21 protein-coding genes and 1 pseudogene are annotated in these 18,180 nt (G+C 68.0%); 20 read left to right on the top strand and 2 right to left on the bottom strand.

Annotation, left to right across the window (positions count from 1 at the left end):
• The first annotated feature begins 4 nt into the window (after positions 1-4).
• The 11 genes from BVH73_RS09905 (at position 5) to BVH73_RS09945 (ending at position 8,304) form a co-directional block, all read left to right on the top strand.
• Positions 5-532, top strand: coding sequence for a DinB family protein (locus tag BVH73_RS09905; protein ID WP_079418254.1), 528 nt, complete (start codon positions 5-7; stop codon positions 530-532).
• On the top strand, positions 529-1,329 hold the full coding sequence (locus BVH73_RS09910) for an enoyl-CoA hydratase-related protein (protein WP_079418256.1): 801 nt from the start codon (positions 529-531) through the stop codon (positions 1,327-1,329). The genes BVH73_RS09905 and BVH73_RS09910 overlap by 4 nt, the downstream gene beginning before the upstream one ends.
• 22 nt (positions 1,330-1,351) lie before the next feature.
• The gene (gene bioB, locus BVH73_RS09915; RefSeq protein ID WP_079418258.1) at positions 1,352-2,371 is read left to right on the top strand and encodes a biotin synthase BioB; all 1,020 of its coding nucleotides are present in this window, start codon (positions 1,352-1,354) and stop codon (positions 2,369-2,371) included.
• Positions 2,368-3,048, top strand: a complete 681-nt coding sequence (locus BVH73_RS09920; protein ID WP_079418260.1) for a DUF4126 domain-containing protein — start codon at positions 2,368-2,370, stop codon at positions 3,046-3,048. Before bioB ends, BVH73_RS09920 begins: the two co-directional genes overlap by 4 nt.
• Before the next feature lie 186 nt (positions 3,049-3,234).
• Complete coding sequence (locus BVH73_RS15790) at positions 3,235-3,372, top strand: hypothetical protein (protein WP_154048465.1); 138 nt, start codon at positions 3,235-3,237, stop codon at positions 3,370-3,372.
• 1 nt (position 3,373) lies between these two features.
• Positions 3,374-3,511: a hypothetical protein gene (locus BVH73_RS15795; RefSeq protein WP_154048466.1), complete on the top strand. Its 138-nt coding sequence runs from the start codon at positions 3,374-3,376 to the stop codon at positions 3,509-3,511.
• Position 3,512: 1 nt separating this feature from the next.
• Complete coding sequence (locus tag BVH73_RS09925; RefSeq protein ID WP_079418262.1) at positions 3,513-5,579, top strand: acetyl-CoA carboxylase biotin carboxylase subunit; 2,067 nt, start codon at positions 3,513-3,515, stop codon at positions 5,577-5,579.
• Complete coding sequence (locus BVH73_RS09930) at positions 5,576-6,526, top strand: NAD(P)-dependent oxidoreductase (protein WP_079418264.1); 951 nt, start codon at positions 5,576-5,578, stop codon at positions 6,524-6,526. The genes BVH73_RS09925 and BVH73_RS09930 overlap by 4 nt, the downstream gene beginning before the upstream one ends.
• A 30-nt stretch (positions 6,527-6,556) precedes the next feature.
• Entirely contained in the window at positions 6,557-7,510 is a 954-nt protein-coding gene (locus tag BVH73_RS09935; RefSeq protein ID WP_079418266.1) for a hydroxymethylglutaryl-CoA lyase, read from the top strand.
• Between the two features lie 20 nt (positions 7,511-7,530).
• On the top strand, positions 7,531-8,058 hold the full coding sequence (locus BVH73_RS09940; RefSeq protein ID WP_079418268.1) for a YbaK/EbsC family protein: 528 nt from the start codon (positions 7,531-7,533) through the stop codon (positions 8,056-8,058).
• Between the two features lie 3 nt (positions 8,059-8,061).
• Positions 8,062-8,304 (top strand): DUF1289 domain-containing protein, encoded by a 243-nt coding sequence (locus tag BVH73_RS09945; protein ID WP_079418270.1) that lies wholly within the window; start codon positions 8,062-8,064, stop codon positions 8,302-8,304.
• Between the two features lie 145 nt (positions 8,305-8,449).
• On the opposite strand, the gene BVH73_RS09950 is transcribed toward BVH73_RS09945, so the two are convergent.
• Entirely contained in the window at positions 8,450-9,085 is a 636-nt protein-coding gene (locus BVH73_RS09950) for a VC0807 family protein (RefSeq protein WP_079418272.1), read from the bottom strand.
• 278 nt (positions 9,086-9,363) lie between these two features.
• On the opposite strand from BVH73_RS09950, the gene dusB reads away from it, so the two are divergent.
• The 9 genes and pseudogenes from dusB to BVH73_RS09995 all read left to right on the top strand — a co-directional run bounded on the left by dusB (position 9,364) and on the right by BVH73_RS09995 (position 17,068).
• Entirely contained in the window at positions 9,364-10,374 is a 1,011-nt protein-coding gene (dusB, locus tag BVH73_RS09955; RefSeq protein ID WP_154048537.1) for a tRNA dihydrouridine synthase DusB, read from the top strand.
• Positions 10,375-10,398: 24 nt separating this feature from the next.
• Positions 10,399-10,656: a helix-turn-helix domain-containing protein gene (locus BVH73_RS09960; protein WP_079418276.1), complete on the top strand. Its 258-nt coding sequence runs from the start codon at positions 10,399-10,401 to the stop codon at positions 10,654-10,656.
• Between the two features lie 85 nt (positions 10,657-10,741).
• Positions 10,742-12,292, top strand: a complete 1,551-nt coding sequence (gene purH, locus BVH73_RS09965; protein WP_079418278.1) for a bifunctional phosphoribosylaminoimidazolecarboxamide formyltransferase/IMP cyclohydrolase — start codon at positions 10,742-10,744, stop codon at positions 12,290-12,292.
• 16 nt (positions 12,293-12,308) lie between these two features.
• Positions 12,309-12,761, top strand: a pseudogene (ruvC, locus tag BVH73_RS09970) (crossover junction endodeoxyribonuclease RuvC); the annotation flags it as partial.
• 322 nt (positions 12,762-13,083) lie between these two features.
• Complete coding sequence (locus BVH73_RS09975) at positions 13,084-14,232, top strand: branched-chain amino acid ABC transporter substrate-binding protein (RefSeq protein ID WP_079420515.1); 1,149 nt, start codon at positions 13,084-13,086, stop codon at positions 14,230-14,232.
• Between the two features lie 71 nt (positions 14,233-14,303).
• The gene (locus BVH73_RS09980) at positions 14,304-14,594 is read left to right on the top strand and encodes an acyl carrier protein (RefSeq protein WP_079418282.1); all 291 of its coding nucleotides are present in this window, start codon (positions 14,304-14,306) and stop codon (positions 14,592-14,594) included.
• Positions 14,591-15,850, top strand: coding sequence for a beta-ketoacyl-[acyl-carrier-protein] synthase family protein (locus BVH73_RS09985; RefSeq protein WP_079418284.1), 1,260 nt, complete (start codon positions 14,591-14,593; stop codon positions 15,848-15,850). Before BVH73_RS09980 ends, BVH73_RS09985 begins: the two co-directional genes overlap by 4 nt.
• Before the next feature lie 13 nt (positions 15,851-15,863).
• Positions 15,864-16,568 (top strand): phosphatase PAP2 family protein, encoded by a 705-nt coding sequence (locus BVH73_RS09990; protein WP_079418286.1) that lies wholly within the window; start codon positions 15,864-15,866, stop codon positions 16,566-16,568.
• On the top strand, positions 16,568-17,068 hold the full coding sequence (locus BVH73_RS09995) for a 3-hydroxyacyl-ACP dehydratase FabZ family protein (RefSeq protein ID WP_079418288.1): 501 nt from the start codon (positions 16,568-16,570) through the stop codon (positions 17,066-17,068). Before BVH73_RS09990 ends, BVH73_RS09995 begins: the two co-directional genes overlap by 1 nt.
• Here BVH73_RS09995 and BVH73_RS10000 read toward each other — a convergent pair.
• Positions 17,031-18,077, bottom strand: coding sequence for an MBL fold metallo-hydrolase (locus BVH73_RS10000; protein WP_079418290.1), 1,047 nt, complete (start codon positions 18,075-18,077; stop codon positions 17,031-17,033). The genes BVH73_RS09995 and BVH73_RS10000 overlap by 38 nt on opposite strands.
• Between the last annotated feature and the right edge of the window lie 103 nt (positions 18,078-18,180).

Below are 18,180 nucleotides of genomic sequence, written 5' to 3' on the forward strand. Positions count from 1 at the left end.
CGCTATGCCGCTGCACGACCACTTCCGCACCCTCTCGCGCTACCACGTCTGGGCCACCCGCAGGCTGCTCGAACAACACATCGCCCCGCTGCCGGATGCCGACTACCGGCGCGATTGCGGGCTGTTTTTCAAAAGCATCCACGGCACACTGAATCATTTGCTGGTGGGCGAAGGCCTGCTGTGGCAGCGCCGCTTCCTTGAAGGCGTATCGCCCTCGGGCCTGAGCCTCGACGACGAGGCCGAGACCGATCGTGCCCAACTGGCGCTGCGGCTGATGCACGCCGCGCAGGCCTGGCAGCCCTACATCGAGCAGCTGACCGAGGCCGACTTCGGCCGTCCCTTCCACTACGCCACCAGCCAGGGCCGGCCGATGACCGCACCGTTTGCCGCCACGCTCGCGCATGTGTTCAACCACGCCACGCATCATCGCGGACAGATCACCGCGGCGCTCACCGCCCTGGGCCAGCCCTCGCCCGTGCTCGATCTGATCTACATGCTGCGCGACGCTGCGCAAGCCGCACCCAAGCCATGAGCGAACCACCCGTCATCGTCCAGCGGGATGGCGCCGTGGCCACGGTCACCCTCCATCGCCCCGAGGTGCGCAATGCCTTCGATGCCGCCACCATTGGCGCGCTGCACACGGCCTTCGTCGCACTCGGCCTGGAGCCCGAAATCCGTTGCGTGGTGCTCGCGGCGCAAGGACCGGCGTTCTGCGCCGGGGCCGATCTGCGCTATATGCAGCAACTGGCCGACTTCACCGAGGCGCAGAATCGTGACGATGCCCTGCAGCTCGCGCGCATGCTGCGCGCTGTGGCCGAATGCCCCAAGCCCGTGATCGCCCGGGTGCAGGGCGATGCGTTCGCCGGCGGCTTCGGCCTGGTGGCTGCCTGCGACCTGGCGGTGGCCGTGCGAGCCGCGCGTTTCTGTCTGAGCGAGGTGAAACTCGGCCTGGTGCCCGCGACCATCATGCCGCATGTGCTGCGCGCCATCGGCCCGCGCGCGGCGCAACGCTACACCCTGACCGCCGAAGTGCTCGATGCGGCCACCGCGCAAACCCTCGGTCTGGTGCACGAGGTGGCCGATGATGCCGCTGCGCTGGACGCCCAGGTGCAGCGCTGGTGCACCGCCCTGCGCCATGCCTCGCCGCAGGCCCTGGCCGCGGCCAAGCGTCTGCTGGCGGAGGTGGCGCATCGTCCGCTCAGCGACGCCTTGCTCGCCGACACGGCCGAGCGCATCGCCGTGGCGCGGGCCAGTGCCGACGGCCGCGAAGGCATCGCGGCCTTTCTCGCCAAGCGCAAGCCCGCCTGGCTCGACCCCGAAGCTGACTGACCCCTCCAGGACGCCCTTTTCCATGACCCCGAAACCTTCCACCGGCTGGACTCCCACCGCCATCGAAGCGCTGCTCGATCTGCCTTTGCCCGAACTGCTCTGGCAGGCGCAGATTGCGCACCGCGCGCATTTCGATCCCACCGAAATCCAGCTCTCCTCGCTACTGTCGATCAAGACCGGCGGCTGCGCCGAAGACTGCGGCTACTGCCCGCAATCGGCGCATCACGACGTCGGCCTGAAGGCAGGCAAGCTGATGGATGTCGACCTCGTTCTGGCCAACGCGCGCGCCGCCAAGGAGGCGGGCGCCGCGCGCTTTTGCATGGGGGCCGCCTGGCGCGAACCGAAGGACCGCGATCTTGACGCCGTGGCCGAGATAGTCGAAGGCGTCAAGGCGCTCGGGCTGGAAACCTGCATGACCCTGGGCATGCTGCGGCCCGAACAGGCGCGGCGCCTGGCCGAGGCCGGGCTCGACTACTACAACCACAACCTCGACACCTCGCCCGAGTTCTACGGCCAGATCATCACCACCCGCACCTATCAGGAGCGGCTCGACACCCTGCAGCATGTGCGCGAGGCCGGCATGGCGGTGTGCTGCGGCGGCATTGTCGGCATGGGCGAGACGCGGCGCGACCGCGCGGGGCTGCTGGCGGCGCTGGCCGGGCTCGATCCCCACCCCGAATCGGTGCCGATCAACGCCCTGGTGCGGGTGGCCGGTACGCCGCTCGAACACGCGCCCGACCTCGACCCCTTCGAGTTCGTGCGCACTGTGGCTGCAGCCCGCATCACCATGCCCACGGCGCGGGTGCGGCTCTCCGCCGGGCGGCGCGAACTGGGCGACGGCATCCAGGCGCTGTGCTTTCTCGCGGGCGCCAACTCGATCTTCTATGGCGATACGCTGTTGGTCACTGGCAATGCCGAGGTCGATGCCGACCGCGCCCTGTTCGCCCACCTCGGCCTGCATGCCGGTGCGCAAGCCTCGCCCATGCCGAATGCCGCGCCGGGGCAAAAAATGATTGCCCTGCACCCTGAGGTCCGACCATGAACGCGCCCACGCTCGACACCCTGCAGCTCCTGGCCCTTGCCGCCGCACTGGGCTGGGCCAGCGGCCTGCGGGCCTTTCTGGTCATGTTCGCCGTCGGCGTGGCCGGCCTGGGCGGCTGGGTGCAACTGCCGTCCGGCCTTCAACCCCTGGCCAGCCCGGTGGCCGTGGGCATCACCGGCATGCTGGCGCTGCTTGAGTTCGTCGGCGACAAGATTCCCGGTGTGGACAGTCTGCTGGATTTCATCTCCACCCTGCTGCGCATTCCTGCCGGGGCGGTGCTCGCCGCCAGCGTGTTCGGGCTCGATCATGGCCTGATCGCGGCGCTGGCCGCTGCGGCGGGCGGTGGCCTGGCCGCGGTGAGCCACGGCACCAAGCTGTCCACCCGCGCGGCCATCAACACCTCGCCCGAACCGTTTTCCAACGTGGGTGCGTCGTTCGGCGAAGACGCGCTGGTGCTGGGCGGCCTGTGGCTGGCCTGGCTGCATCCGGTGCTGTTCTTCATCGCCCTGGCGCTGGTGCTGATCGCCATGATCTGGCTGGCGCGCAAAAGCTTTCACTTCGTGCGCGCCATGCTGAGGCGAATGGCGCGGGTGTTCAGCGGCAGACCCGAACCTGTCGCCGTGGCGCCACGGCATGGCGCAAGCGATGTGCCGTTCAAAGACAAAACACCCTATTGATCCGGCACGTTGAAACTTGAAACAGATCCTCCCCACCCCGGCCCTCCCCACAAGTGGAGAGGGAGCCAACACGCCTCGCCCACAGCGTGGGGGAGGCCCTTGCATGGCGAGGCCTATGACCCGTTCATACTTTCCATGCCGGATCAATAAGGACCGCCAAGGCTGTCCACGCGCCGGAGACCGACGATGTTCTCGAAAATCCTGATCGCCCATCGCGGCGACCAGTCCCGGCTGTGCCGGGACGCAGCGGCGAAGCCAAATCGACTGCAGGCGCGCAGCGCCGTCGCAGGCGATCTTGCCGCAGCCCAGTGTTTGGAGTGCTGAGATGTTCTCGAAAATCCTGATCGCCAATCGCGGCGACCAGTCCCGGCTGTGCCGGGACGAAGCGGCGAAGCCAAATCGACTGCAGGCGCGTAGCGCCGTCGCAGGCGATCTTGCCGCGGCCCAGTGTTTGGAGTGCTGAGATGTTCTCGAAAATCCTGATCGCCAATCGCGGCGAGATCGCCTGCCGCGTGGCCGCCACTTGCCGCAGACTGGGCATTCGTACCGTGGCGGTTTATTCCGAGGCCGACGCGCAGGCTGCGCATGTGGCGGCCTGCGACGAGGCGGTGTGCATCGGGCCGGCCGAGGCGGCGCAAAGCTATCTGCGGGGCGATCGCATCCTGCAGGCGGCACGCGACACCGGCGCGCAGGCCATCCATCCCGGCTATGGCTTTCTCAGCGAGAACGCAGGCTTCGCGCGGCAGTGCGCCGAGGCTGGAGTGGTGTTCATCGGCCCGCCGCCCGAGGCCATGCAGGCGATGGGGCTGAAGGCCGAGTCCAAGCGGCTGATGCAGGCCGCCGCCGTGCCCCTGGTGCCCGGTTATCACGGCGCGGCGCAGGATGACGCGCTGCTCAAGGCCGAGGCCCAGCGCATCGGCTTTCCGGTGCTGATCAAGGCGAGCGCGGGCGGCGGCGGCAAGGGCATGCGCGAGGTGCACGACGCGGAGGTGTTCGATGCGGCGCTGGCCTCGTGCCGCCGCGAGGCGCGCAGCAGCTTCGGCAATGATGCGGTGTTGATCGAGCGCCTGGTGCGCAACCCGCGTCATATCGAAATCCAGGTCTTTGCCGACCAGCAGGGCCATGCGCTCTGGCTGTTCGAGCGCGACTGTTCGATGCAGCGTCGCCACCAGAAAGTCATCGAGGAAGCGCCGGCCCCAGGCTTGCCCGACAGCCTGAGGCGCGACATGGGCGCGGCCGCGGTGGCGGCAGCCCGCGCGGTGGGCTATGTCGGCGCGGGCACGGTGGAATTCATCGTGGAATGCAGCGAAGCCGGGGTGCCGCAGACCTTCTATTTCATGGAGATGAACACGCGGCTGCAGGTCGAGCATCCCGTCACCGAGTTGATCACCGGGCTGGATCTGGTGGCGTGGCAATTGCAGGTGGCCGCAGGCCAGCCGCTGCCCCTCGGCCAGGACGAGGTGCGCTGTACCGGCCATGCCATCGAGGCGCGGCTGTATGCAGAGCATCCCGAGGCCGGGTTTCTGCCGTCCACCGGCCCGTTGCGACGGCTGGCGCTGCCGCCGCATGTCGCGTTCGGCCCCGCGCAGGCCCATGGCATTCGAGTCGATAGCGGGGTGCGCGAAGGGGACACCATCACCCCGTTCTACGACCCCATGATCGCCAAGCTCATCGCCTGGGGCGAGACCCGCGAGCAGGCGCGCCATCGTCTGCGCCAGGCGCTGGAGGTCACCCGCATTGCCGGCCTGCAGACCAATGTGCAGTTTCTCCACCGCCTGCTGGGCGACCCGGCCTTCGCCGAGGGCGTGGTCGATACGGGACTGATCGCCCGTCAGCAGGAGGTACTGCTGGCGCCGCCGTCCATGCCCTTGGCGCTGGCCTGCGCCGCCGCCATCGGCGCCCTGCTCGAAGGCGAACGCGCGCAGCAGACTGACGATCCCTGGTCGGCCCGCGACGGGTTTTCCAACGGCGTGCTGCCGCCGCGCCCGCTGCGCTTCGACAGTCCCTGGGGGCCGTTGGACTGCACGCTGTGGCCGTCGTGGGCGGGTCAGCCCCTGCGCCTCCAGACACCCGGCGCGGCGCGGCCGCAACCCTTCGCCTGCGCCGCGCGCCTCAAACGGGTGGACCGCGCCACGCAGGCGTTCTCGTTGGTGCTCACGCTCGGCACCGAGCGCGCGCAGATGGATGGGGTCCTCATGGGCGAGAGGACCTTTCAGGTGTTCTCGGACGGCGAGCAGGCCACGCTGCAGTGGCTGGGCGCCGATCTGGGCAGCGCCGACGCGGGCTCGGCGGGCGGGCGGCTGACCGCGCCCATGCCCGGCAAGATCATCGCCCTGCATGTGCAGCCGGGCGATACGGTGCAGGCCGGTGATCCCCTGCTGGTCCTCGAAGCCATGAAGATGGAGCACACCCTGGTCGCGCCGGCGGCAGGGCAGGTGAGCGAACTGCTCCACGCCGTCGGCGATCAGGTGAGCGAAGGGGTGGAACTGCTGCGCATCGAAGTCTTAAAGATCGAGGACTTGCAGGCATGAAACTGGCGGTTTGGGACCCGGACGAACCTTTCCGCCGCTGGCGCGAGGCGCTGATGCAACATGCCCAGGAAACCGGCCTGGCCGTCGAGGTGATCGATGCCTGCAGGCAGCCCGAGGCCCAGGCCGACTTCGCCCTGGTGTGGAAGCCGCCGACCGACTGGCTGCAGGGACAGATGGGGCTGCGCGCCGTGTTCAATCTGGGCGCCGGCGTGGACGCCATCGCCCCGGCGCTGCACCGCCTGCATCCCGGTGTGCCGCTCATCCGGCTCGAAGACGCCGGCATGGGGCGGCAAATGGCCGACTATGTCGCCGAGGGCGTGCTGCACGCCTATCGCCGCATGACAGACTATGCCTCGCAACAGGCGAGGCGGCAGTGGGAGCCGCTCGCCCTGCCGCCACGAGCCAGCTTCACCGTGGGCTTTCTCGGGCTGGGGCAGATGGGCGCGGCGGCCGCCCGGCGCGTGGCGGCGATGGACTTTCCCATCCTGGCCTGCAGCCGCAGCGGGCAGTCGGACGCCGCGGGCGGGCTGGGGTGCCCCCTCTTCGCGCTCGACCGGCTCGATGAATTTCTGGCCCAGACCCGGGTGCTGGTGGTGTTGTTGCCGTTGACCGCAGACACCCGCGGCCTGCTCGACTACGCTGCTCTGAGCCGCCTGCCGCAGGGCGCGCACGTCATCAACGCCAGCCGGGGCGCCGTGATCGACCAGGACGACTTGCTCGATCTGCTGCACGGCGGGCATCTGGCCAGCGCCTTGCTCGATGTGTTTGCCACCGAGCCCCTGCCGACGGCCGATGCGCTCTGGAGCCACCCGCGGGTGCGCGTCACGCCGCACGTGGCCGCGCAGACCCTGGTGGGGCCTTCCGCGGCGCAGGTGATGCGCAAGATTGCCGCCATCGAACGCGGTGACCGGCCGGGCGGCGTGGTGGACATGCGGCTGGGTTATTGAATCTGAATCGGGTTGTTTGAGGAGTCTTCCATGTCCAAGGTCACACTGACCCACCTGCCGCGTCACGTCGAAGTCGTCGAAGTCGGCCCGCGCGACGGGCTGCAGAACGAAGCCGAACCGGTCTCCACGGCGGTGAAGGTCGAACTCATCGACCGCCTGTCCGCCGCCGGGTTGCCCAATGTCGAGGCCGCCGCCTTTGTCTCGCCCAAATGGGTGCCGCAGATGGCCGGCAGCGCTGAGGTGATGGTGGGCATCCGGCGTCGTCCCGGCACGCTGTATTCGGCCCTGGTGCCGAACATGAAGGGCATGGAAGCCGCGCTGGCCGCGGGTGTGGGCGAGGTCGTGGTGTTCAGCGCCGCGAGCGAGGCTTTCGCGCAGAAGAACATCAACTGCTCCATCGCCGAATCCATCGAGCGCTTCCGTCCCGTGGCCGAGGCCGCCAGGAACGCCGGTGTGAAGCTGCGCGGCAGCATCTCCGTGGCGCTGGGCTGCCCCTACCAGGGCAACGTGGCGCCGGGCGCCGTGGCCGAGGTGGTGCGCCGCATGGCCGATCTGGGCTGCGACGCCATCGACATCGCCGACACCATCGGCGTCGGCACCGCGGGCGCCGTGCAGGCCGTGTTCGAGGCCAGCGCCGCAGCCTTTCCCATCGAGCGGCTGGCCGGTCACTTCCACGACACCTACGGCCAGGCGCTGGCCAACATCCTGGCGTCGCTGGACATGGGCGTGGCGAGCTTTCATTCCTCCGTCGCCGGTCTGGGCGGGTGCCCCTATGCCCGAGGCGCCACCGGCAACGTCGCCACCGAGGACGTGCTCTACCTGCTGCACGGGCTGGGCATCGACACGGGTGTGAACCTGCGCGCCGTGGTCGAGGCGGGCGACTTCATCACCCGCGCCATCAACCGCCCGAACAACAGCCGCGCGGGCAAGGCCCTGCTCGCCAAAGGGGCCGCCGGGCAGGGCGAGCCCGCCTGCACAACGTGAACGCCGACAAACCTCGAACCATGCCGACCACCGCCCTTTCATCTCCTTCCGATTCCGTGCAGCGCGTGATCGACGCGCTGACGGCCTTGGGCCATGCCGAGCGGCCCGTCATGCTCGACGATGCCGCCCGCACCGCGCAGCAGGCGGCCGACGCCCTCGGCGTGGCGCTGGGCCAGATCGCCAAGTCCATCGTGTTCCGGCATGTCGAAAGCGACCGCGCCGTCCTGGTGGTGTGCGCAGGCGACCGCCGGGTGGACGAAAAGGCCGTGGCCGCGCAGGTGGGCAAGCTTGCGCGGGCCGATGCCGATTTCGTGCGCGCCGCCACCGGTTTCGCCATCGGCGGGGTCAGCCCGGTGGGTCACACCCAGGAGCCCCTTGCCCTGGTGGATGACAGCCTCTGGCGTTTCGACCGCATCTGGGCTGCGGCCGGCCATCCGCACGCGGTCTTTCCCCTGCGGCCCGATGATCTGCCGCGCTGGCTGGGGGTGGCCCCGAGTCAGGTGACCGCGCCGCCCGCGCCCCGTCCGCTGGGGCACGAAGCGAGCTGACCCATGGCCGTGCCGTCGCCCTGCATCAACGTCTGCACGCTGGATCACGCCACCGGGCTATGCCTGGGATGCGCCCGCACGCTGCAGGAAATCGGCGACTGGATCGATCTGGACGATGCAGGCAAACAGGCCGTGTGGAACCGTATTGCCGAGCGACGGTCGAGGGCCGAAGACCAGGCCTCGGCATCCGCCGGCGGGCCGCGCGACGGACTGGGGGCGCATCGCCCGATGGATCCGGCCCGTTGAGGTTCGAGACAGCATTCCCCACCCTGGCCCTCCCCACAAGTGGAGAGGGAGTCAACACGCCTCCCCACGCCGTGGGGGAGGTTGGAAGGTGGAGCGGCCGTTGCATGGCCTTGCCCATGAACCCTTCATCCCGCTCAGCTCTGGGTCAATAGGGAGTCTTCGCCGCCACCTTGGCCCGTGTGGCCATGCGGGCGCGGTACCACACTGTCCACGCGGCGAGGCCGCCATAGACGATGTAGCCCAGGGTCGGCGAGATGATCAGCACCCGGTCGATGGGCCAGTGCGTCACCATCCAGGCGCGCAAGAGAAATTCGCCACAGAGGCCGATTCCCCACATCGCCGTGATGAGGCGGATGGCCCGGACGAAGCCCGCGTTGTTGTCCCAGAGTTGTTCGAAGCGCGCGGCCTCCTGCGCGGACTCGCGTGCCACCGTTGCCCGCCCCAGGTAGAAGACCAGCGGGCGTCCGAACGCGAGCGACACGAGAAAGGCCAGCCCGATCGACCCCGAAACCAGCGATTCCCGCATCAGCAGCAGGCGTGGATCGCCGCCCAGCAACGAGGCGACGACGGACATCACGATGCCCAGCAGCACCAAGCCGCTGAGCGCATCCAGTCGCCGGTTGCGCAGCAGACCGCCCAGCGCCCACAGCAGCGGCGGAACCCCCGAGGCTATCAGCCCGCCCATCTCGCCCAGTTGGGGCGCCGTGAGTTTGTAGACCACCCAGGGGGCGAGGAGGTTGATGCCGTACTCCAGGAGCAGGGCGCGAGGCGGAAGTTTCATGGGTGCAGTGAGGGTGTTGTGGTGCCGGGAAGTCGGCCTGTTTGATGCCAGTATGCCGCATCTCGCGCACGGTGCAAACGTGCCGATCACCCGCCTCACCCGGCGCGACGGCGGCGCCGATGGTCGCTTGACCTAAAATCCACCGCTCAAAAAAGCAGCAGGCTTGCAACAAGCTCCGCCGCTCCCATCGTCGCAACAAACGCCGCATTGCGCACTTTCCCATGTCCAGCCTGCCCACGCCTGCAACGTCTGCGCCCGATTCGGCGTCTGCGGGGGGCTTGCGTCTGGGGCGGCATTGGCTGCCCAACCGCGTCTTCGCCGCCCCCATGGCCGGTGTGACCGACCGGCCTTACCGACGCCTGGCGCGGCAACTGGGGGCGGGCTACTGCGTGAGCGAGATGGTGACCTCGCGCGCGGATCTGCGCGACACGCTCAAGACTTCGCGGCGCGCCAATCACGACGGCGAGGCTGCGCCCATCGCGGTGCAGATCGTCGGTACCGACCCCGAGCAGATCGCCGAGGCGACCCGCTACAACCTGGAGCGCGGCGCCGACATCATCGACATCAATATGGGCTGCCCCGCCAAGAAGGTGTGCAACCGCTGGGCCGGTTCCGCGCTGATGCAGGACGAAGACCTCGCCGCGCGGCTGGTGGAGGCTGCGGTGGCGGCCGCCCGCCCGTTCGACGCGCCGGTCACACTCAAGATGCGCGCAGGCTGGTGCGAAGCCGCGCGTAACGCGCCGCGCATCGCCCGCATGGCCGAAGCCGCAGGCGCCGCGATGCTGGTGGTGCACGGCCGCACTCGCGAGCAGGGCTATGGCGGCGAAGCCGAATACGCCACGCTCGCCGACGTGAAGCACGGCGTGGGCATTCCGGTGGTGGCCAACGGCGACATCGACTCACCGCAGAAGGCTGCCGCGGTGATGCGGCAAAGCGGCGCCGACGCAGTGATGATCGGCCGTGCCGCCATGGGCCGGCCCTGGCTGTTCGGCCAGGTGGCCGCGTATCTGGCGGATGGCACGCTGCTGCCCGACCCAGCGCCCGCGCAATGGCGCGACTGGCTGTTCGCCCACCTCGACGACCACTATGCGCTGTACGGCGAAACCATTGGCGTGCGCACCGCGCGCAAGCATGTGGGCTGGTATGTGGCCAGCCTGCCCGGCGGCGAGACCTTCCGCCGACACTTCAACACCCTGCAGAGCGCGGCCGAGCAACTCGCGGCGCTGCGCGGCCTTCTCGACCCCGGCTCACATCCAGCCGCGCAGCCCGCTGCGCCGCTGGTTGCCTGAACCCCCGCATCCTCGCGTCCCGCCATGCCTGCCGTTCCCCGCAAGACCACGCTCGAACAATGTGTCGTCGACAGCCTCGAGGCCTACTTCGACGACCTCGGCGGCTCCGAGCCGCACGGCATTCATGCCATGGTGCTGGCCGCGGTGGAAAAGCCGCTGCTGGCCACCGTGATGAAGCATGCCGAGGGCAACCAGTCGCTCGCGGCGCGCTGGCTCGACATCAACCGCAACACCCTGCGCAAGAAGCTTGCCGAACACAAGCTGCTCAAGCCGGGCGAGTGAGAAGGTGCAAAGCCAACGGCCATGCGCCTTCGTTGCGCCCTTCACCTTGTTCGTTTCCTTTCGTTCAACCACCTGACCCGCTGCCATGCAAGCCCTGATTTCCGTATCCGACAAAACCGGCGTGCTCGACTTCGCCCGCGAACTGCACGCCCTGGGCGTGCGCCTGCTGTCCACCGGCGGCACCGCCAAGATGCTGCGCGACGCCGGTTTGCCGGTGCTCGAGGTGGCCGACTACACCGGCTTCCCGGAAATGCTCGACGGCCGCGTGAAGACCCTCCATCCCAAGGTGCATGCCGGCCTGCTGGCACGGCGCGACCTGCCCGAGCATGTGGCACAGACCGATGCGCACGACCTGCCCGCCATCGACATCCTCTGCGTCAACCTCTATCCGTTCGAGGCCACGGTGGCCAAGCCGCACACGCTCGACGACGCCATCGAGAACATCGACATCGGCGGCCCGGCCATGGTGCGTTCGGGCGCCAAGAATTACCGCTTTGTGGCCGTGGTGACCGACCCGGCCGACTATGCCGTGGTGGTGGGCGAACTGCGCGAGGCCGGCAAGGTGAGCGACGCCACGCGCTTTCGCCTGTCGGTGGCGGCGTTCAACCGCATCGCCCAGTACGACGCGGCCATCTCCAACTACCTGTCCGCGCTGCAGGACGACGGCGAGCGTGGAACCTTCCCCGGCCAGTTCAACCTGTCCTTCGTCAAGCAGCAAGACCTGCGCTATGGCGAGAACCCGCACCAGAACGCGGCCTTCTACGTCGAGCAGGGCGGGCGCGAGGCCAGCATCGCCACCGCCCGCCAGCTGCAAGGCAAGGAGCTCAGCTACAACAACATCGCCGACGCCGACGCCGCGCTGGAATGCGTGAAGCAGTTCGACGCCGCGCCCGCCTGCGTCATCGTCAAGCATGCCAACCCCTGCGGCGTCGCCTACGGTGCCAGCCTGCTGGAGGCTTACGACCGCGCCTACAAGACCGACCCCGAGTCCGCGTTCGGCGGCATCATCGCCTTCAACGGCGAGCTGGACGCGGCCACCGCGCAGGCCATCGTCGAGCGTCAGTTCGTCGAGGTCATCATCGCGCCCACCGTGTCGCAGGCCGCCATCGACGTCTGCGCCGCCAAGAAGAACGTGCGCCTGCTGGCCTGCGGCACCTGGCCCGCGCAGCCCGGCCAGCGGCTGGACTACAAGCGCGTCACCGGCGGCCTGCTGGTGCAGGACGCCGACCTGCTGCTGTCGGGTGACATCCAGGTGGTGAGCAAGCGCCAGCCGTCCGCCGACGAAATGCGCGACCTGCTGTTCGCCTGGCGCGTGGCCAAGTACGTCAAATCCAACGCCATCGTCTACGCCAAGGACAACGCCACCATCGGCGTCGGCGCGGGGCAGATGAGCCGCGTCAACTCTGCGCGCATCGCCGCCATCAAGGCCGAGCATGCCGGCCTGCCCGTGCCCGGCTCGGTCATGGCCTCCGACGCCTTCTTCCCCTTCCGCGACGGCATCGACAACGCCGCGCAGGCCGGCATTTCCGCCGTCATCCAGCCGGGCGGCTCCATGCGCGACGCCGAAGTCGTCAAAGCCGCCGACGAGCACGGCATGGCCATGGTGCTCACCGGCATGCGCCACTTCCGGCACTGAGCCAAGGCGCGCCACCATGCGCATCCTCGGCATCGACCCCGGACTCAACACCACCGGCTATGGCGTGATCGATGCCCACGGGCATCGCCTTGGGTATCAGGCCAGCGGCGCCATCCGCATTCCGAAGGGCACGCTGCCAGAGCGTCTGAAAACGCTGTTCGACGGTGTGAGCGAGGTGGCGCGGCAGGCGCAGGCCGATGTGGCGGTGGTGGAGATCGTGTTCGTCAACGTCAACCCGCAGTCCACCCTGTTGCTGGGGCAGGCGCGCGGCGCGGCTATTGCCGCACTGGTGGCGCAAGGGCTGCCAGTGGTCGAGTACACCGCGCTGCAACTGAAAAAGTCCATCGTCGGCTACGGCCGCGCCAGCAAATCGCAGATGCAGGAGATGGTGACGCGGCTGCTGGCCTTGCCGGGCCAGCCCGGCCCGGACGCGGCCGATGCCCTCGGGCTGGCGATCTGCCACGCGCATGCGCAGCGCGGCCTGGCGGCGCTGCATCGGTCAACCTCGCCCGCAGGTGCGGGCAAGGTTGACGTGACCAGCGGCAAGCTCAGCGCGGCGCAACTGCGCGGCATGCGGGTGCGCGGAGGTCGGCTGATCGGTTGAAGGCGGGCTGCTGAGTGCCCCCAGACCTGCCTCTGCGCGTCAGGCCCCCCGAGGGGGTGAGAAACACTTGGGGCGGCCCGGCGTGTTTCTCAGTAAGTGCGGATGCATCTGCTTACATGCCGTGCGCAGTTCTTGCTTGATGATCCGGGTTCGTTGTTTTCAGGCCGGATTTTTCAAGGAGAACCTCATGCCTACATCGTTGCGATTGACGGGAATGTCTTTGGCGCTGTTCGCCGGTCTGGGGCTGTCGGCCCATGCGGCCGAGCCGCGCGTGGTCATCGGCGTGGCCGTGCCGCTGTCCGGCCCCTTGGCTGCCAGCGGGCAGGACGCGGTCAACGGGGTGCAGATGGCGCTGAACAAGCTCAATGCCGAGCACGCCCGCATTGGCGGCAAGGCGGTGCACTGGGCCATCGACGCCGAAGACGATCAGGGCCTGCCCGACCAGGCCACGCTGGTGGCGCAAAAGCTGGTGGACGAGGGCGTGAACGGGGTCGTCGGCCACCAGACCTCGGGCTGCACCTTCCCGGCCGCGCGCCTCTATGCCGCCGCCGGCATTCCGCAGATCACGCCGTCGTCCACCTCGCCGAAAATCGCCGAGCAGGGCTACAAGACCTTCTTTCGCATGATCGCCAACGACAACGCCCTGGGCGCCGGGCTGGCCGAGTATGCCCACGACACCCTGCATGTCCAGCGCGTGGCGGTGGTGGACGACCGCACCGCCTACGGCCAGGGATTGGCCGATGTGTTTTCGGCCACGGCGAAGAAGCTGGGCATGGACGTGGTGGACCGCGAATACACCGATGACAAGGCCACCGATTTCTCCGCCATCCTCACCCGCATCAAGGCGCGCAATCCCCAGGTGATCTTCTATGGCGGCATGTACAGCCAGGCCGGTCCGTTGTTGCGGCAGATGCGCCAGATCGGCATGACGGCGCGCCTGCTGGGCGGCGACGGCATCTGCGCCCCCATCATGGCCAAGGTGTCGGGCGATGCGGTGAACGGCACGATTTGCGCCCAGGGCGGCGCGCCGCTGTCGGAGCTGCCCAAGGGCCGGGCCTGGAAGGCGCGCTATGACGCCGAGTTCGGCGCGGCGGCCTTCCAGCTTTATTCGCCCAACGCCTTTGATGCGGCCATGGTGCTGGCCCACGCGATGATGAAGGCAAGGTCGAGCGACCCGAAGGTCTATCTCCCGTACATCCGCCATCTCGACTACGACGGAGTGACCGACAGCGACATCCACTTCACCGCCACCGGCGAACTCGCCGACCCCAGCATCACCCTGTCGGAGTTCAAAGGCGGCGTCAAGGTACCGTTGACGGTGGAGCAGGTGCGATAGCGAGGGGCGCCGGTGGCACTGTTAGCATCATTTCGACATTCATCAGGACAAACAGGGCGGGACATCGGGGAATGCTTGAACAACTCATCAAAAACTATCTGGTGACCCATGCAAAGATCGATCCTGTCCGGTTCGACCATCCCGATCTGACGATGGCTGACCTCGGACTCGACTCATTGGCCCTGGTCGAAATGCTGTTCGAGATCGAGGACAGATTCGGCTTCCAGATCGCCGACCCGATGCAGTTCCAGACTCTGCGTTTCAGCGAGATGGTGGCTTCGATCGAGGCCGAGGTACGGGCACACCACCACGGGCATTTGCCACAGGTCGACGCGCTGGATTCCTCCGTCTCGGCGTCATGAACCCGGTGGTCATCACCGGCATGGGCATGCTGTCCCCATTGGGGGCTGACTGCCCATCGAGCTTCGATGCGGCGCTGGCTGCGCGCAGCGCTGTTCGCCGAGTGCCGGAGGCTTTGAGCGCAGGGCTGCCCCATCTCTTGATGGCCCCCGCAGCGGTCGATCCGGCGACCTTGCTGGACGCCCAGGATGCCGGGCTCGATCGCGCCGCGCAGCTCGGTCAGGTGGCCGCACAGCAGGCCATGGCCGACGCGGGTATCGGCCCGCAGCCGGCCGATGCCGACCGCTTCGGCGTCTTTGTCGGCGTGGGCTTTGCGGGGGCGCACACTCTGGATGCGATGTTCGCGCGCTACTACACCACGCTTTACGGCAGCGAAGCCTCGCGCAAGCGCGCCACGGTCGTTCACCCGCTGTCGGTTCCGCGCATGATGGCCAATGCCGCGCATGCGGCCGTTTCCCTGCGCTATGGCCTGCGCGGCCAGGGCAACACCTATGCCGTGGCGTGTGCATCCTCGGCGGTGGCGGCCGGCGAGGCCATGCGGGCGATCCGGCATGGCTATCTCGATGCGGCGCTGGTCATGGGGGCGGAATCGATGCTCACGGCAGGTTCGTTCGTCGCCTGGAATGCGTTGAGGGTTCTGGCGCGGGTGCGCGGCGATGATCCTGCCACGAGCTGCCGCCCTTTCGATCGCGAGCGCAGTGGTTTCGTGCTGGGCGAAGGTGCGGCCGCGCTGGTCCTCGAAAGCGGCGCCCGGGCGCACGGCCGTGGGGCGCGTCCGTACGCCGAACTCGCGGGTTACGGCGTCAGCAGCGACGCGCATCATCTCACCGCACCGTCGGTTCAGGGCCAGGCCGCCGCGATGCGTCAGGCCTTTGCCGAGGCCGGTCTGGCGCCCGGGCAGATCGGCTACCTCAACGCGCATGGCACGGCCACCGATGCCGGAGACATCGTGGAATCGCAAGCCATCCTCGACGTGTTCGGCGCCGCGGCCGCGTCACTGCCCGTCAGTTCGACCAAGGCGGTGCATGGTCATCTCATCGGGGCCGGCGGCGCGGTCGAGCTTGCGCTGTCCATTCTGGCGATGCACAGCGGCTGGGCGCCGCCGACGGCGCATCTCCACCATCCCGATCCGCGCTGCCCTCTCGACTTCGTGCCCTTGAAGGCCCGCGAGATCGGTCCGGTCGACGCTGTGATGTCGAACTCCTTTGCGTTCGGCGGCAGCAATGCCAGCCTGATCGCACGTCGCGTGCGCCATTGACCGGATCGCTGCCATGGCCCTTTCACAAACCGGCTCGGACCGGATTGGCGCGGGCGAGCTGACGGCCCGCACCCTGCGGCTGCTCTTTCGGCACGTCTGGCTCAAGGCGCTGGGCACGACCGCGTTCACCTGGTCATTCTTCCTCGCCTATTTTTACCTGTTGCAGCACCCGCGCATTTCGCCGACGGTCATGCCGATGACGCCGGTCGATGTCTGGATCGGCCTGCAGCCCTGGACGCTGCCGTTCTATCTGTCCCTCTGGGTTTATGTTTCCCTGCCGGTGTCGGTGATGACGTCGCGGCGGGAGATCGTGGGCTATGGCTTGCGCGCTGGCGCGCTGTGCCTCATCGGTCTGGCGATCTTCTATCTGTGGCCCACCGAGGTGCCGACCTATGCCGTGGACTGGGCGCGGCATCCGGGTTTCGACATCCTTCGCGGCAAGGACGCTGCCGGTAATGCCTGTCCCTCCCTGCATGTGGCCACCGCCGTTTTCACCGCGATCTGGCTGGACCGGATGGCGCCTGGCCTGGGTTTCGGCGCACGTCTGCGGGGCCTCAGTCTGTTGTGGTGCGCGCTGATCGTATTCTCAACCATGGCGACCAAACAGCATGTTCTTGTGGATGTCATCTGCGGTGCAGCTCTGGGTGGGGCTGTGGCCTGGACGACTCGGCCCCGTGCCTGGACTCGTAGGCGGCCTATCCCCACGGACTCGACCTGATGCACTCTTCCTTGACCTACCCCATCGAGCTGGGAACGGACGCCCTCGAAGCGGTGTTGCCGCACCGGGGCGAGATCCTGTTCGTGCGGCGACTTGTCGTGCTCGATTTCAACCACTACATCGGTGACGTGATTTGGCCGCCCGATCTTCCCATTCTCCAAGGTCATTTTCCCGGCATGCCCATGGTGCCCGGCGCCCTGCTGATCGAGGCCGTGGCCCAGGTGGCAGGCGCCGGCATGCTCGTGGGCGACCGGCAGGCGCAAAGCATGCGCGGCACGCATGTGGGGGTGCTGGCAGGGGTGCGCAAATGCAGTTTCAGGCGGCCGGTGCAGGCCGACGAATGGGTGCGGATCGAGGCGCGATCGCGGCAGATGTCGGCCACCGCGGCTGCGATCTCGGCTGAGCTTCAGGCCGGTTCGAGCGACGTCGCCAGTGTCGAGATTCTGCTGGTCAATACCCCGCTCAGGCCCTCTGCTCCGCTTCCAGATAGGCCAGGCTGATGTATTTGCCGATGTTGTTGTCCCAGCCCGCCGTGTCCTTGGCCTTGGACGCCACGCGCGGATCGGCCTTGGCGGCGGCGATGGCGGCTTCAGGGCCCGCCATGTCGTGCGCGGCCTTCTGCGCGTGCTCCCAGATCGCGACAAACAATTCGCGCTGCCAGACCATCACCTCCTGTCCCGCATGGCCATGGCCGGGCAGCCAGTTGCTGCCCGGGATGTTCTGCGCCAGCTTGTCCATGTAGTTCAGCGAGCCGGGGTAGGAGCCGTCGTCCATATTGGCGATGCGGCGGTTCATCATCACGTCGCCGACATGTGTGAGTTTGTCCTGCACCACTTCGATGCAGACGTCCGCAGGGGTGTGCGCGGTGCCGTAGTGGTGCGCGCGCAGCGTGACATCGCCAAAATCGAACAGGTCGCCGTGGTTCACGTTGCGATTGGGGGCGACGATGCGGGTGCCCGCGCTGGACTGGTTGGTCCACTTGAGCATGGCCTGCTGCCATTCGCTGCCGGTGGCGCCTTCGATCTGCTCGCGGGTCTGCGGCATGGCGTAGACCGGCAGATCCTGCCCGTAGGCGCTGACGAAGGCATCGTTGCCCAGCCAGTGGTCGCCGTGATAGTGGGAGTTGAAGACCGCGATCACCGGCTGCTGGCTGACCTGGGGCAACTGCCGGATGACCATTTCGCCGATCTGCACCGACGCGCCGGTGTCGAGCACGACCAGGCCCTTGGCCGTCTTCACCACCGTGATATTGCTCATCATGCCCTGATTGCTCTCGGTGGGGAAGCCGTCGGCGGCGTAGATCACGTGGACATGGTCAGACACCTGGGTGAACGGCACGTCGGGCACCTTGGGGCCGCGGATGAAGTCCACCGCATCGGCCGCGAAGGCGGCCAGATGAGGGGCGGCGGCTCCGAGGGCGGCCAGCCCGGCGGCACCCAGGCCCCAGCCCAGCAGTCTGCGGCGTTGCGTGTCGAGGGGAGAAGACGAGGAGAGGCGATCGGCAGTCATGGCGTTCGGTACATTTGGATACAAATTGATATTGTCCTCCCGATTCGCGGCAAGTGTTTCCCGGGGGATTCCCCAACGCCGTCCGGGCAGACGGCCCCCCGCA

Origin of the sequence: Thiomonas intermedia (genome assembly GCF_002028405.1) — a bacterium.
Classification (GTDB): Bacteria; Pseudomonadota; Gammaproteobacteria; order Burkholderiales; family Burkholderiaceae_C; genus Thiomonas; species Thiomonas intermedia.

Excerpts from the sequence above, each read along its gene's own strand:
- BVH73_RS09905 (WP_079418254.1), top strand. The coding sequence starts at position 5 with ATGCCGCTGCACGACCACTTCCGCACCCTCTCGCGCTACCACGTCTGG.
- BVH73_RS09910 (WP_079418256.1), top strand. The coding sequence starts at position 529 with ATGAGCGAACCACCCGTCATCGTCCAGCGGGATGGCGCCGTGGCCACG.
- bioB (WP_079418258.1), top strand. The coding sequence starts at position 1,352 with ATGACCCCGAAACCTTCCACCGGCTGGACTCCCACCGCCATCGAAGCG.
- BVH73_RS09920 (WP_079418260.1), top strand. The coding sequence starts at position 2,368 with ATGAACGCGCCCACGCTCGACACCCTGCAGCTCCTGGCCCTTGCCGCC.
- BVH73_RS15790 (WP_154048465.1), top strand. The coding sequence starts at position 3,235 with ATGTTCTCGAAAATCCTGATCGCCCATCGCGGCGACCAGTCCCGGCTG.
- BVH73_RS15795 (WP_154048466.1), top strand. The coding sequence starts at position 3,374 with ATGTTCTCGAAAATCCTGATCGCCAATCGCGGCGACCAGTCCCGGCTG.
- BVH73_RS09925 (WP_079418262.1), top strand. The coding sequence starts at position 3,513 with ATGTTCTCGAAAATCCTGATCGCCAATCGCGGCGAGATCGCCTGCCGC.
- BVH73_RS09930 (WP_079418264.1), top strand. The coding sequence starts at position 5,576 with ATGAAACTGGCGGTTTGGGACCCGGACGAACCTTTCCGCCGCTGGCGC.
- BVH73_RS09935 (WP_079418266.1), top strand. The coding sequence starts at position 6,557 with ATGTCCAAGGTCACACTGACCCACCTGCCGCGTCACGTCGAAGTCGTC.
- BVH73_RS09940 (WP_079418268.1), top strand. The coding sequence starts at position 7,531 with ATGCCGACCACCGCCCTTTCATCTCCTTCCGATTCCGTGCAGCGCGTG.
- BVH73_RS09945 (WP_079418270.1), top strand. The coding sequence starts at position 8,062 with ATGGCCGTGCCGTCGCCCTGCATCAACGTCTGCACGCTGGATCACGCC.
- BVH73_RS09950 (WP_079418272.1), bottom strand. The coding sequence starts at position 9,085 with ATGAAACTTCCGCCTCGCGCCCTGCTCCTGGAGTACGGCATCAACCTC.
- BVH73_RS09960 (WP_079418276.1), top strand. The coding sequence starts at position 10,399 with ATGCCTGCCGTTCCCCGCAAGACCACGCTCGAACAATGTGTCGTCGAC.
- purH (WP_079418278.1), top strand. The coding sequence starts at position 10,742 with ATGCAAGCCCTGATTTCCGTATCCGACAAAACCGGCGTGCTCGACTTC.
- BVH73_RS09975 (WP_079420515.1), top strand. The coding sequence starts at position 13,084 with ATGCCTACATCGTTGCGATTGACGGGAATGTCTTTGGCGCTGTTCGCC.
- BVH73_RS09980 (WP_079418282.1), top strand. The coding sequence starts at position 14,304 with ATGCTTGAACAACTCATCAAAAACTATCTGGTGACCCATGCAAAGATC.
- BVH73_RS09985 (WP_079418284.1), top strand. The coding sequence starts at position 14,591 with ATGAACCCGGTGGTCATCACCGGCATGGGCATGCTGTCCCCATTGGGG.
- BVH73_RS09990 (WP_079418286.1), top strand. The coding sequence starts at position 15,864 with ATGGCCCTTTCACAAACCGGCTCGGACCGGATTGGCGCGGGCGAGCTG.
- BVH73_RS09995 (WP_079418288.1), top strand. The coding sequence starts at position 16,568 with ATGCACTCTTCCTTGACCTACCCCATCGAGCTGGGAACGGACGCCCTC.
- BVH73_RS10000 (WP_079418290.1), bottom strand. The coding sequence starts at position 18,077 with ATGACTGCCGATCGCCTCTCCTCGTCTTCTCCCCTCGACACGCAACGC.